This is a genomic window from Paenibacillus polysaccharolyticus, assembly GCF_900102085.1.
Lineage (GTDB): Bacteria > Bacillota > Bacilli > Paenibacillales > Paenibacillaceae > Paenibacillus > Paenibacillus polysaccharolyticus.
The window spans coordinates 107,864-121,915 of record NZ_FMVM01000015.1 but is presented as its reverse complement, the minus strand read 5'-3'; the positions used below and the strand labels follow the sequence as shown (position 1 = coordinate 121,915).

Below are 14,052 nucleotides of genomic sequence, written 5' to 3'. Positions count from 1 at the left end.
GGAGGGGATTTCATATGACAATTCAAGCAGATCAAGAGACAGTTACAGTTGAAGCCTTCATTAACGGTCAACATGTAAAATCCCTTTCGCAGTTAGCAAAAGAGAATCCGGCTAATCCAACTGAAATCGTAGGTTATTTCCCTGTCACGACCAAAGAACAAGCGGTCACCGCCATTGAAGCGGCGTCAGGGGCTTTTAAAACGTGGAAACAGACCTCCATTGACGAACGCATTACTCGGATGCGCAAGGCGATAGAGAAAATTAAAGCAGCGGAGAATGACATTGTGCATTTGCTGTCTAGAGAGCATGGCAAGCCTCTGTATGATGCACATGGTGAAATTTTTGTTTCGCTGATGTGGATGGAGTTTGCTTGTAATGAAGCTGCATCCGTTCTGGCGGACGAGGTTCACGAGCATGACCAGGGTAAAACGATTGTATCCTATGATCCGATCGGTGTGGTAGCAGCGATTAGTCCATGGAACTACCCTATTGCTCTATCTACAATCAAGATCGCTCCAGCTTTACTTGCGGGCAATACGATCGTGCTTAAACCAAGTCCGTATGCACCACTGGCGGCGGCGAAGGTGGCAGAGATCATTGCCAGTGAGTTCCCTGCGGGTGTAATCAATGTCGTATACGGTGATGCGGATGTGGGCGTTGAACTGACGAGTCATCCTCTTGTGACGAAAATCGCCTTTACAGGTGGAACTGCAACAGCGAAGCATATTATCAAAGCCGCTTCCGAAACGATTAAAGATATGACGCTGGAGCTTGGCGGGAATGACGCGGCGATTTTCTTGGAAAGCTTTGATGTTCATGATGAGCGAGCCATGCGCCGGATTGTCATCTCTAACTTCTTGACGACAGGCCAAATCTGTATGATTGCCAAACGCGTATATGTGCACCGTTCGATTTATAATGAATTTGTGGAAAAATATATAGAGGCAGCTAATCGCTGGATTCGAATTGGTGATCCTTTTGATCCAAACACGACGGTGGGACCCGTTAATAACTCGAAGCAGAGAGAGTACGTGAATGGTCTGGTTGAAGATGCGCAGAAGCGCGGAGCCAAGGTCATCCCTCTCGGCCAAATCCTGGATCGAAATCGGTTTGAACAAGGTTACTACCTGCAACCTACACTTGTTTTGGATTGCGATGCTCATGATCCGATTGTCGTGGAGGAACAGTTTGGTCCGACGGTTCCAGTTCTGCCATTTGACGATGAAGAGCAGGTTATTAAACTGCACAATGAGAGCATATATGGACTTACGAGTTCTGTGTGGGGAAAAGAAGAGGATGCCATCACTTTGGCACGTCAACTCGAAGCTGGAACAACCATGATTAATACAGCCGCTGTGCAGGGGCTTGATGTTCAGTTCCCTTTTGGTGGCTTCAAGCAATCGGGTATTGGCCGTGAATACGGCGCAGAGGGTATTCTCACGTATACGGAAAAACATGTGATCAACGTTCCGAAGATGCTGGATCTTCCATATATACCTGAATAGATTTTAATCGAATAACACACCACATCAGCAGTGTTCAAGGAATAAATATGATGTGAAATAGAATTAAACATTGAATATTGGCTCTCCATTTGCGCTTTGTTTACTGATTGTTAATCAGTAGACAGGGCGCTTTTTTGCTTACATATGAGATCTAAAGGGCAAATATACAGGTGGTCAGAATTTGGTTAGACCTCTAATTTATAATGGTCAGGTATGCCAGTTTCGCCATAAATTTTAGAAATGGAGGAGATTCTCGTATTGAAGCAAAGACGCAATGTAGGTAAACCGCTATTGTCCTTATTTCTGGCAATTATGCTTGTTATGCAGACAGTGATGTTCTCCACTGCCGCATATGCAGAGAGTGTACCTAACGATAATGGAATGGGCGCAGTTAGCGAATCTGACTCGATGAGTATGGAAGAACCAACTTCAGTATCCGAGGCAGTATATGATGTACCCAACAATTCCATAATGCTGGCAGCTGTCCCAATGGATAAAACAGCAGTTTTTATGGAATCTAATGTATCCTTTCCGCTGGAGTTGAAGCAAGGGAATGTGGTCATTGATCTGAACGGTATTATTAAGGGACGACAACCATTTACGCTCAAATCGGAAGGGCTCAAGATACCTGTCAATGGGGATGATGCCAATCCAACGAATGCAGATCCTGAGAAATACATTCAAAAGGGTGACTGGATTGAGCTGAAAAGAGAAGATCACTTCAAGGAAGTCGTGCTTCCGACAGCGACCAGAACCTTGTATGCACAGACTGACTCAGGCACTAAACAACTGGGTACTACCTATTTTACTCCAAATAGCATTCGAGTTGTCTTCGATGGTGATGATAACTTTTTCAATGGTGTTGGACGAGGTGTTACTTTCAGTTTCGAAACGACAGCTGATGCAGATGTAACGGGATTGAATTATGGAGATAAAAAGACTGTCAACATCTTTGGTAGTACATATCAGCTAGAGAATCCAAATGTTACAGCAGAGTACGGTATCACGTTAACCTCGCCTGGAATGATCAGGTGGGATCAATATAGTTATCGCGGAATTCAACCGGCCCAATTCGTAGAAGGCGCGATTACTTGGCAGTCAACCGTATCCGCATCCGATCAGTTTGATAAAACGATCAAATTGCCATTAGACGGGAAGACATTTTATACAAATCCCTCAGCATATAATACAAACCCTGGAAATTCACGCGGTATTTATATGGAGGGCTCCTTCAAAGTTAACGATCAGAACGTAGCACCAGTTGTTGGAGCAGACGGATCGCTGACTTACATTTTTCCACAGGGAACAGGTTCGGAACCAAAAGTAGAATATAAAACCTGGATTCCTAAGGAATCCTATTATTACGAGTATCGGAATCCGCCAAGCAATTTGGGGCGTAGTCACCGGGATATGAATGGTAAAGTGGAACTGAGACAAGACAATAGCATGCTGGTGCAGGCTGGGCTGGAGATGACATTTGCTCCCGACTGGATTCAATCCAGTGCTTCATACGATCATGCGAGTGAAACCATTACCTGGAAAGTCACAGTTAACCGATATAACAAAAATGGGTTAAAGGACTTTACGATTACTAACGTTTTACCTGCCGGGCTGAATTTTGTATCGGCTGAATGGCAAGAGGATGGCACCGAATCTGGATTAACACCCATTACACCAGATGCAAACGGTGTGTATTCTTTTGGAAATATTAACGGTAAAGTGGATTTGTTTATTAAAAGTAAAGTAATAAGTGGTTCCAGCTTCAGAATTGATCCTCGCGCCAACTGGAATTTGGATACACCGGCTGGTATACAGAACAACGATGTAACGACGGGTAAATGGCCTGTGGCAGTAACGGACGAGGCCATCGTCAACATCGGTGCGCACAATTTCACCAAATCAGGCGCTGTTTCTATAGAGGATTATAACCAAGGCAGCATCACGTGGACGGTTAACCTTGCCCCACAATATGCTCTGCCGAATGCAGCGGTATATGATGTCCTGGTACATGGCGGTAATATGGACGTTTTGGACAACGCCGTAGATGTAAGTGGTGAAGTGAGTGCAGAAACCATTGCGAAAATTAAAGCAAATGTAACTTCTGCACAGCTTTGGAAGCAGTATAAGGCAGGAACGCTGAAGACGAGTGAAGCCAATCTGACGATGAAGGCAATCCCTTTAACGGTGGATGGTAAAGTGGTGGCGGATTTAATTAAGGTGACAGGATATACGGATAGTTCCGCATCCTTCAGCTTCCGTGCACTGGAGACCAACCCGGACATCCTTTTCAGACAGGACATCAACGTAGGCAAAACAAGTTCTAATCGCGCTTTGCTCATTGATGGTGAGAACGTAAGACAAGCGCAAAACAATGCCAATCTTCACCTGCGTATGCTGAACAAGGATATGCTCTTTGCTTCGAGACCATTGAAAGTAGATGGCACACTTGAAAATGTTAGCCCAAATAACGTTAACAGTTACATTAGAAACGATAGTAATGATGCATGGACGATTTCTGCTTATGACCGGACAACCAAGACAGTCACCTTCCGTCTAGGGGTAAACATGCCCGGATATAACACAGAAGAAATGGCTAAAGATGGCGGTAATCGAGTCATTAGTAATATGAAGTTAGTGGACACATTGCCTGAAGGCTGGGAGTTTGTTCCTTTTTCCGAAGGTAAAGACTATGAGCTTTGGAAAGGATTTTCCGACAACAGTTCAGGTACAGATTACGGTACGAGAAACGATGCCAAGACCATTATTGAACCAGGCACTGACGCTCATGTCGTAAGCTCCTTCACCCATAATGGCAACGTAGGAACGTTCACTTTCTCTAAATTAGAAAGTCCTTATGTTATCTTGGTGAAGGCAAGACCTTCTAACGAAGCTTTAGAGGAATATTTGAACGAATACACGACGAATGGCACGGACAAGCAAGTGGTATATAACAAAGCTGACCTCCATATGTCTTGGGGTGGAGTAGAAAAGATTGTCTCTGAACAGCGTAAGATTATCGTGCCGATCCAGACTCTGGGCAAGTCGGTAACTAAACCTGTTCCAGGTGTGTTGGAATGGACAGTAAACTATACTCCGCCATTTAACATGAAGCAGGGCGTTTATCTGGAGGATACCCTGGGTGCAGGCATGAACTTACGTTATGAAGTTAACGGAAAGCTTGTGCTGACATCACCTAGTATGGCCGTCTACCCTGCTAAACTAACAGCTAGCGGTACTCTGGAACGAGGTGAAGCCCTCGACCTGAGCGATCCTAATAGCGAAGTTCAAGTAGAGGTTGCACCAGGTGCAGATGGGACTACCGTCCTCAAATTCAAAATGAACAACCCGAATAAGTTTTACCAGTTTGTATACCAAACTGAAGTTGATCCTTCGAAAGCGAAAGCCGGAGACAAAATGGGCAACGAGGTAAAACTGAAGGGCGATGACAGTCTGAGTGCTGTCAGTGCTAGAAGTGAAAGTACACTGGACAGTTCAGACGTAGCAGGTAGTTCAAGCTCCAATGCCTTGTTGCCTCTGAGAAAAGTAGATCCAAATGGAAATCCGTTGAAAGATGTAGAATTTACACTCTATAAAAAAGACAGCGGAACTACAGTTATCAAAGGAAAAACCGATAATTTAGGTAAACTTAATCTTCTATTCCCTGACCCAGGCTACTATGAGCTGAAGGAAACATACATTGATACAAATACTTGGTTGCCTACAACAAAGATTTATCAAGTATATGTAGGAAATACACCGGGAAAACCTCTCTGGGTAGACGGGGTAAAAGTAACCTCGGATCTACCGCTGATTGTGCCGACACCTGCCCAAGGCAAGCTGACCATTACCAATAAGGTAGAGGGCAACGGCAGTGATCCGAACAAAGGGTTTGTATACACTGTGACCTTCACTGGTGAAGGTCAGGACGAAGAGTATGTCTATAAGAAATCGGATAATACGTCTGGAACGCTCAAAAATGGAGACAAGATCGTCCTCAAGCATGGGGAATCTGCAATACTTCCTGCTTTGCCTGCGAATCTGGTCTATACCGTGACTGAGGACGATTATACGACCGTTGATGGCTATACGACCACACCTGATACGAGAGAGCTGTCCGGCTCCATTGTGAACAAAGGTGATCATAAAGCGGACTTCATCAACGAACGAACCGTTAACAAGCTGACTATTAGTAATACGGTCATGGGCAACGGTGGCGATAAGACGAAGGAGTTCGAGTACACCATTCACTTTGAAGAAACAGGCAAAGATGAAAGTTACTCTTACATGAAGTCGGATAATAGTACAGGCACGATCAAGTCTGGCGACACCTTCCGCCTCAAGGATGGAGAGACACTGGATATTTCAGACCTGCCTAAACATCTGAGATACACAGTTAGCCAAAAAGATTACACAACCGATGAATACATGACTACTCCTGGGGAACGGTATTATTCCGAAGTGATGAAAGGCATGGATGAAGAAGCACCATTCACGAACGTGCGCGTTTTGAAGGGCGGATTACTCATCAGCAACACAGTGAAAGGCAAAGACGAAGATAAGAGCAAGCTGTTTAAGTACACCATCACCTTCACAGGTGAGGGATCAGATGAGTCCTACGCCTATGAGAAGTCAGATGGCAGCAAGGGCATGATCAAGAACGGCGATAGCTTCGAGCTTACCGATGGCCAGACACTTATTGTGCAAGGACTGCCTTCATCTCTCGAGTATACGGTAACGCAGGACGATTACACGAAAGATGGTTATGTGACAGACCCTGAACGTTTTGTTCGCACGGGTGTGATTCCGGAGAAAAAAGCGGCGGAGGCTAAATTTAAAAATACTCGCCCTTATCTGGAAGGTGTACTGCGTGACAACAATACAGGAGAAGTTATTCCGAATGCATCCATCACGGTGACTGATCTGAAGACAGGTGAAGAGCTTCAGATTGAGACGAATGAGAAGGGTGAATATGCAGTCCCAGCCGTAGCGGATACGGACTACACGATCACATATACGAAGTTGTATCGGGTAGGCGGAAGAGATGTACCTGTTAAGTTTACACAAAAAGCAAATGTAAACAGCAGTGTTACAGACGAGACCATTCCAGCGGATATCACGGCTGTAGGTATCATTATGCTCAAACAAATGGACGGAACAACAGAGCTATTTAACAGCTTGCATACCAGCCATATGTATATCTACCTGAAAGACAGAGACGGTAATTATATTACGGAAAATGGTCGTCCTAAGGCTTTTCCAATGGCTTCGAACGGAACGTTCTCCGTGGAAGGCTTAAGCGAACAGAAGTACACCATGGAAGTTCGTTATCAAGTGGAGACTGGTGAGGAGTTACTCCTCAAAGTGACGCAACTCGACGTGAAAGCTAACGGAGAGCTGAATATTTCTGAGGAATTAGTTGACCCTTACGGTACGGTCTACGATGAAACTACAGGAAATGCGAGCACGGGCAAGAAAATTGAAGGAGCCAAAGTTACACTGTATTATGCGGATACACAGCGGAATAGAGATAAAGGTCGCATTCCGGGTACAAAAGTAACACTTCCAGCGGTTCCAAATTTCCCGCCGCACGACAATAAGAGTCCAGAGCAGGATAGCGATGTCAAGGGATTCTATGCGTACATGGTATTCCCTGAAGCAGATTACTATCTGGTTGTAACGAAGGATGGATACGAAACGCACACTAGCGGTACGATTTCTGTAGATTTTGACATTGTCAAATACGATGTGCCAATGAAGCCGATCCGTTCAGGTGGTGGCTCCGGTGGTAACAGCGGAGGCAACACTGGCAACAGTGGAACCGGCAACGGTACTCCAGGAACGAACACTGGCAACAGTGGGACCGACCCTGGTATCCCAGGAATCAACAACGGTACTCCAGGAACGAGCAATGGGAACGGTGGGACCGATAATGGTATTCCAGGAACCAACAACGGTACTCCGGGAACGAACAATGGGAACAGTGGAACAGATAATGGTGTTCCAGGAACCGATAACAGTATCCCAGGAACTGACGCTGGCAACAGCGGAACCAATAACGGTACTCCGGGAACGAACAACGGCAACACCGGAACCAATAGTGGTACTCCAGGAACAAACACGGGCAACACCGGGACCAACAATGGCAACGGTGGAGCGACCAAAGGTGACCAGGTTACGGATAACGTCAGCAACGAGTTGGACGATGCTCCGAAAACAGGAGACAACAGTATATCGCCAATGTTCTATATGATTTTGGCACTGATGTCCTTGATCACGATCGCTTTCTGTCTGCTCGGTAACAAGAAGAAAAAGCACATTTAATGACCGGAAAGGCGGTAAGAACATGAGCAAAACCAAAAAAATTCTTATCGCCATTTCCTCCCTTGTGTTGGTATTCTCTCTCATCGGTATTTCAAGAACGCTGCTGCGAGATTATGCTGAGCAACAGAAAATAGATGAGTTGGCGAACATGTGGGAGGAAGGGTCGAATAAAAACGGAGGGGATGCAATCCCCTCTTTTTTGTTCAGTAAGAAGAAAAAGCGAGTCATGCTTCCTGAATTTCAAGGCCTTTACGAGCGGAACTCGGACATTGTGGGCTGGCTGAAGATTAACGGCACTCGAATTGAATATCCTGTCATGCAAAATCCACAGGATGCGGATTATTATCTGGATCATGATTTTGATAAAAAGGAGACCCAAGGAGGCCTTCCTTTTTTGGACAGGCATAGCCAGATCAGGGGCTCAGATATTTTGCTAATTCACGGACATCATATGAAAAGTGGCTGGATGTTTAAAGACCTAATGAAATACAAGAGTGAAAGCTTTTATAAAGAGCACGCTACATTCGAGTTTAATACGCTTTACGAAAAGGAAGAGTACGAGATTGTTGCTGTGATTCTATCCAAAGTGTATCGTAAATCAGATGACGTGTTTAAGTACTATCAAATTGGGGATGTACAGACGTCCACCGAGTTTGATTCATATGTTCAGAATATCAAAAAAATCGCTCTTTACGACACAGGTGTAAACGCTCAGTATGGTGATAAACTTGTTGTACTGTCCACATGTGAATATTCGACTGAAAATGGCCGGCTAGCGGTAGTTGCTAAAAAGCGTTAAGGCCGATGACCAAACATGGAATGAATGGGTTTCATCTCGCGTGTCCTCTTTAGAGGACACGTTTTTTTGTGTTATCCCCTAACTTTTAATGAAGTTCCAGGATTGAGGTTAAACGTAGGTGGATTAGAGAGGAGTCTTCTTTATAATGGAGATGAGTGTTATATATGCGAATAAACAAGTAAATATCAGATTCTGGAGAGGGAGTTGTAAAGTGCCGATAGAGAATCAAGCGAATATGTTGACGACTAGAGTAGAATCTATTCTTTATTATGCCGAACCGTTCTTAACCAGTGAACATAGAGCAGGCTGGATCGGCGGTAATGCACCTGAGTTTTTTGACGACCAATCTGAACTCATCCACGAAGGTAACCAAAAGTATGCTTTTTATCTGAGCCTTAACCATCCCTTCAAACCAGAGAGCATGATCTCGATCTTTATCCCTGAAAATCGTGAAAGCTATCTGGAAAATAACATCTATCCTGATTGCTCGATCAAGGTGATTGAACATCCTGTTTCAGCAGAAAGCATCCAGGGGTCTTTTACTCACAAAGATCTGATAAGACACTCCATCTCACACGGAGAACGAAGCATGGACGAAGAATCCATGGAGCAGCCCTTTTTGATCAAGGTGGGCGGTAATCCGAGACTGATTCAGGATGAAGACTATTATTTCGCAGAACTCAAGAAAGAGTCACTATCATTCTTTTTCCAAGTCGATGAAGATGGTTATCCCGATACATTGATTCAAGAGGATGGCAATTATCCATTTGGTTTTGGTTCGCTATATATTTTCGCCAAAATGGATACTGAAATAGAACACCCTGTAGCCGGTTTCTGTCAGTTTTCTTAAGCGCAATAGACGAATTTTTTAAGTGCAATAGATGAAAATCGGAAATTATGAGAGGAAGAGTGATCATCGTGAGGTACACCGAATATGTCCGCATAAAAACAGGCAGTGCCCAATCTGTAGGGATGTTTGGCAATAACATTTATGCATATGAGATTTTAACCGGCATAACAGACTCCCCGGAGTACCATCAGGTTTCGAAGGAAGAGTTCGACTCGTTCGAAGTGTGGTCTGAGGATCATACAACGAATAATAAAAAAATATATGAAATCCTTAACCGTCCTGTTCTCTGCAGCGGTTATTTGGGGAGAGGCGAATTGGATACGTCGTTGCTTCGGGAAATGTAAGTCCAGAACAATGCCTATAAACTCTACTGATATAACGTTATCAGTGGTGTTTTTTGTCTATTTTTAGAGGGGGAAAGAAACTCTATCTACTGTCGTTTATTCAGCTCAGTCCAACGGGACCGGTTCTTTTTAAGATATGAGTTTTGGCCCGAGCTGAAGATGGGATCTTCCAAAATGGTAGAAGTAATCATGGATAAAGAGACCAAAAAAACTATAAGTAGTTAAGTGGTTGAATATTGTAATAAGACTTGTGGTATTGGCTTATCAGAGTGCGCAAGGGTTATTGAGTTTAACCAATGAAGCTAGAACTATTTATTAATTTGATTGCAAGTATACATTTATTCGTAGAATATTCCGATATTTGTATTAACGTCTGAAAGGAGAAAAAGTACAGATGAGAAGGCCATTTAAGCCTAGAATAGGATTAGTTGTAGAGGATTTGGATATCGAAAAAATTGAAATACCTGATCTAATTAAAACTTATTTTGACGTAAGAATTGCATTGTCTACAAGTTTTGATGACTTTTCAGACTATATATTTGATAGCGAAATATTAATTACAGTACCTGGAATCTATGAACCAAAACCATATCAAATCCATTTTCAAATTTTCAATTCTACTGAGTTGGAACAGGAAATTATATGGGAATATATTTACGAAGCGTGGTATGGAATTAATGAGCAGAAGGACACAAAATCAGATGAATATACAGAGTTAAAAAAAGGGATTTCAGTACTGATCAATAATGGACATGTTATAAAGGCAAGGAAAATTATTGAATTACTAACGGATGTGGTTGAGAATGATGAGGAGTGGCTGAGCTATCTGGCTATGACTCTTTATTTAGAGAACGACATTGAACAAGCCATTCGCATACTTCGTCAGTGTTATCTTCTGAATCCGAGTAGTACAGATATACTATATAATTTGGGTTTTATGTACAAAGTGAATGGTGAAATTCGTACTTCTATTTATTATTTTGAACGTCTATTACAGGTAACAACAAATACAGTAATTATTGCCGAAGTAAGTGAAATGTTAGCCGAATGTTACTACTATACTTGATGAAAGAGTGAATAACTTGGGTGGAGAATTTTATATAAATCGACACAACGAACATTTAGTTGACAAGTTTCTAAGAAACACAAACAAAAGTATTGTGATTGATTTTACCAAAGATAGTGATACGTTACTAATTATATTTTGCGGCAGAGGTGCTCGTACACCTAGTCCCAAAATACCCCCGCCATTTGAATTTTACCGTTCTACTCAATCCATGGGTGTAAATAGAATTATTATAAGAGACAACAAAAAGGCTTGGTTCCATAAAGGGCTTCTCAATATCCTAGATGTAGAAACCTTCGATCAGATGCTCACTTATATAGAAGATTTAATTCCCGCTAATCGATTTAATAAAATTATAGTAATGGGGCTTTCGATGGGTGGATATGCTGCATTATTATTTGGATTACTAACTCGATTTAAGGTTACTGTTCATGCCTTCGGTCCCCAAACATATTTTGATTTAGATAAAAAGGATTACACTGATGAAATGAGCTGGATTATCCCATTCCTAGATGATATCCCTAGAGATGCTCCTCGGGAGTATCTGAATTTGGTGAAAATCTTTCGAGAAAGGGAGCAAATACAGCTACTTGAACACAATGAATATCATATCTATTATGGTACCCCAGATACAACGTATGCAGAACGGTTAAGTGGATTAAAAAATGTGCATCTGCATAAATATGACCTCAACGTTCATAACTTAACGACATACTTCAAAGATAGAGGCGAACTAGAGAATGTATTAAATGAGTTACTCTTTACTTCTACTATCTAAGAACATGGTTTATGGTTTTTTTTTGAGTTTTCCTTGATTTTGCTCCAAAACCGGTGCAGAGGAGCAGAACATAAAGACGATAACAAGGAAGCTATTTGGTGTGTAATATGCACTCTTCTCAATTTTGTTATTACGGATAAAGTTTGATTGACGCATGGGCCGTTCCGTAAAGGATGGCCCTAAAAGTGCAATGATAAAAAGAGGAATGCTTTCTTGGGATCGCTTCGAACGTAAGAGTAAGGTCATTTAAGTCGCTAGGAGGTGATTGTACTGAAAGACATGTAATACTCCATTTGGAGATGGGTCAAGATGGGTCGCGTCATTTTATACATACAAGAACATCTATTCCTTGGCAGAAAAGAACAAACAAACGGGTGAGTGCTTACATGGAAAGTATAACTGGGAAAGTGACATGATCCTTTTGGATGAATGCAGTCGTAGTCGCATCCAAGAAGTCATTAAGCATCTAATGGTACAAGGTGATTTTGAAGTGATTTTCAATAGGATCTAAACGGAATCAAGTAAGTCAGGAAAACGCAATAAAGAAAAACGAAAAAGAGCCGAGGCAGGGATGAACTCCTGCTTCGGCTTTTCCACATATTCATGGTGAATATTATTCACCAAAAGTGCCTGCTGTTGTCTGTCTCTCTTAACGGCCGCCTGTATTGGAAGCTCAGACAGGTATCCAGCTATTCGGGTAATACGCGTTGGTTAATGTTGTGTTGTAGAGAAACAGATTGCCACCAATTTGCATTATGAAGGTGTCACCTGTTGTATCTGCTGGCAGATTACTTCCCTGTATATTGATAAACAGTCTGCCACTTCGTTCCATATCGATAGATAACAGGTTTCCCGTATTGTCGTTCAAATTTAAATGAAATGGCCCCACGTAATGGATTGAAACTACATGTCATGAGAGGAAGAGTGATTACCGTACTGGAAGTGATTCAGCTCCTAAGTATTTCCTTCTTGTGGTAATATAAGTGAGTCAGTACATATTCTGCGCTTTGGGAACGAAAAGATCAGCTTGAGTACGAGAAATCAAGGGATAGGGAGTGATCTTAGATGAGTCAGTTTCTTCAGATGGGAGCAAATACAACTTTAAGTTCAGCAAAAGGGAGTATCCGGATTAGTCACGAGATTTCGAATTCGATCGATGTTTCATTAACAGCCTTCCTTTTAACCGATTCGGACAAGGTGCAAGGAGATAGCGGGATCATTTTTTACAATCAACCAACAAGTTCCACAGGTGTAGCCACTCTTTTACCATCCGAGCAAGCAGGCAATACCAAAGTACATAGAATTGATTTCGATATGGATAAAGTTCCTGAAGGGATAACCAAAATAGCTATAACACTGACAGAGGATCATAACACGGGATTTTCGAATGTGAAAAATCTGACAGCTGAGATATGTACTGATAATACAGTTATTCAGTTATCTCCCTCCAGCTTCACGAACGAAAATGGAATCGTAGTTCTGGAATTATATTTAAGGAATGGACAAACCAAGGCAAAATCAATCTGGCGCGGATTTAATTCAGGGCTTGAAGGATTGTGTAAAAACTATGGTGTTGAGGTTGAAGCGGACGAACCAAGCAAACCTGCTGAGCCTCAGATTACTCCCGATCCATCATCAAAAGTCCCTGATTCAACAAGTAGTGCTGCAACGGATCAGAAAAGTACGCAACCATCCAAGTCATCATTAAACCTTCAAAAGGTAACGGGGAAGATTAACCTCGAAAAAGGGCAAAAGTCGGTACTCATTGATAAAACGCCAGAGATTACAGCTACAGTATCATGGGAGACTGGAACGGATTATGATATCTACGCTTTGGTCTACACCAAGGATGGTAAGCAGATTGATGTAGCTATGTTTGGTGCGAAGGGTGTACCGCCACTTCAAAGCTATGGTAACGGTGCTGTAGAACATAAGGGTGATGTGGGGAGAAGTAACCAAGCCATTAAGACAGAGGTGATCAAGTTAAGATTAAGAGATGATATCCTCGCGGTTGTTCCTGTCGTTTATTCAGCTCAGTCCAATGGGACGGGTTCTTTCTACAGATACAAGGTCTCGATGAGTATAGATAATCATGAGGGAACCTCTGTTACGATCTCGGCTAAGAATGCTAATAACAATGATAAGATATATACCTGTGTACCAGGAATACTGTATAACACACCAGACGGTGTAATCATAAGTCCATTGGAGCTTTATAGTAAGCCTAATTCAGAGAATAGGCCCAAGCTCAAGATGGGATCTTCCAAAATGGTAGAAGTGATCATGGATAAAGGGCCGATGAATGACTATAAATAATCAAATGGTTCGTTCAAGTTAACTGTCCCACAAATCTGTGCATGAAATGTCGGATGTGAACATTCCACTCTTG

General features: G+C 42.5%; 9 protein-coding genes. 8 read left to right on the top strand and 1 reads right to left on the bottom strand.

What is annotated here, in order from left to right; translation table 11 throughout:
* Window positions 1–14: 14 nt before the first annotated feature.
* The 7 genes from BLQ13_RS20515 (at window position 15) to BLQ13_RS20485 (ending at window position 11,663) form a co-directional block, all read left to right on the top strand.
* Window positions 15–1,505 carry an aldehyde dehydrogenase family protein gene (locus BLQ13_RS20515; protein WP_090923549.1) on the top strand — a complete coding sequence of 497 codons (1,491 nt, stop codon included), beginning with the start codon at window positions 15–17 and terminating at the stop codon, window positions 1,503–1,505.
* A 258-nt stretch (window positions 1,506–1,763) separates the two neighbouring features.
* The gene (locus tag BLQ13_RS20510) at window positions 1,764–7,826 is read left to right on the top strand and encodes a DUF7601 domain-containing protein (protein WP_090923548.1); all 6,063 of its coding nucleotides are present in this window, start codon (window positions 1,764–1,766) and stop codon (window positions 7,824–7,826) included.
* Between the two features lie 22 nt (window positions 7,827–7,848).
* On the top strand, window positions 7,849–8,625 hold the full coding sequence (gene srtB, locus BLQ13_RS20505; RefSeq protein ID WP_090923547.1) for a class B sortase: 777 nt from the start codon (window positions 7,849–7,851) through the stop codon (window positions 8,623–8,625).
* 211 nt (window positions 8,626–8,836) lie between these two features.
* Entirely contained in the window at window positions 8,837–9,475 is a 639-nt protein-coding gene (locus tag BLQ13_RS20500) for a hypothetical protein (protein ID WP_090923621.1), read from the top strand.
* 68 nt (window positions 9,476–9,543) lie between these two features.
* Window positions 9,544–9,819 carry a hypothetical protein gene (locus BLQ13_RS20495; RefSeq protein WP_090923546.1) on the top strand — a complete coding sequence of 92 codons (276 nt, stop codon included), beginning with the start codon at window positions 9,544–9,546 and terminating at the stop codon, window positions 9,817–9,819.
* Window positions 9,820–10,213: 394 nt separating this feature from the next.
* Window positions 10,214–10,885: a tetratricopeptide repeat protein gene (locus BLQ13_RS20490; RefSeq protein WP_090923545.1), complete on the top strand. Its 672-nt coding sequence runs from the start codon at window positions 10,214–10,216 to the stop codon at window positions 10,883–10,885.
* A 16-nt stretch (window positions 10,886–10,901) separates the two neighbouring features.
* Complete coding sequence (locus BLQ13_RS20485) at window positions 10,902–11,663, top strand: alpha/beta fold hydrolase domain-containing protein (protein WP_090923544.1); 762 nt, start codon at window positions 10,902–10,904, stop codon at window positions 11,661–11,663.
* A gap of 673 nt (window positions 11,664–12,336) precedes the next feature.
* On the opposite strand, the gene BLQ13_RS28350 is transcribed toward BLQ13_RS20485, so the two are convergent.
* Entirely contained in the window at window positions 12,337–12,531 is a 195-nt protein-coding gene (locus tag BLQ13_RS28350) for a hypothetical protein (protein WP_139168928.1), read from the bottom strand.
* A 197-nt stretch (window positions 12,532–12,728) separates the two neighbouring features.
* Between BLQ13_RS28350 and BLQ13_RS20480 the strand changes: the two genes are divergently transcribed.
* Entirely contained in the window at window positions 12,729–13,979 is a 1,251-nt protein-coding gene (locus BLQ13_RS20480; protein ID WP_090923543.1) for a TerD family protein, read from the top strand.
* Window positions 13,980–14,052: the final 73 nt, after the last annotated feature.

Coding starts and splice junctions, on each gene's coding strand:
- BLQ13_RS20515 (WP_090923549.1), top strand. CDS start 15: ATGACAATTCAAGCAGATCAAGAGACAGTTACAGTTGAAGCCTTCATT.
- srtB (WP_090923547.1), top strand. CDS start 7,849: ATGAGCAAAACCAAAAAAATTCTTATCGCCATTTCCTCCCTTGTGTTG.
- BLQ13_RS20490 (WP_090923545.1), top strand. CDS start 10,214: ATGAGAAGGCCATTTAAGCCTAGAATAGGATTAGTTGTAGAGGATTTG.
- BLQ13_RS20480 (WP_090923543.1), top strand. CDS start 12,729: ATGAGTCAGTTTCTTCAGATGGGAGCAAATACAACTTTAAGTTCAGCA.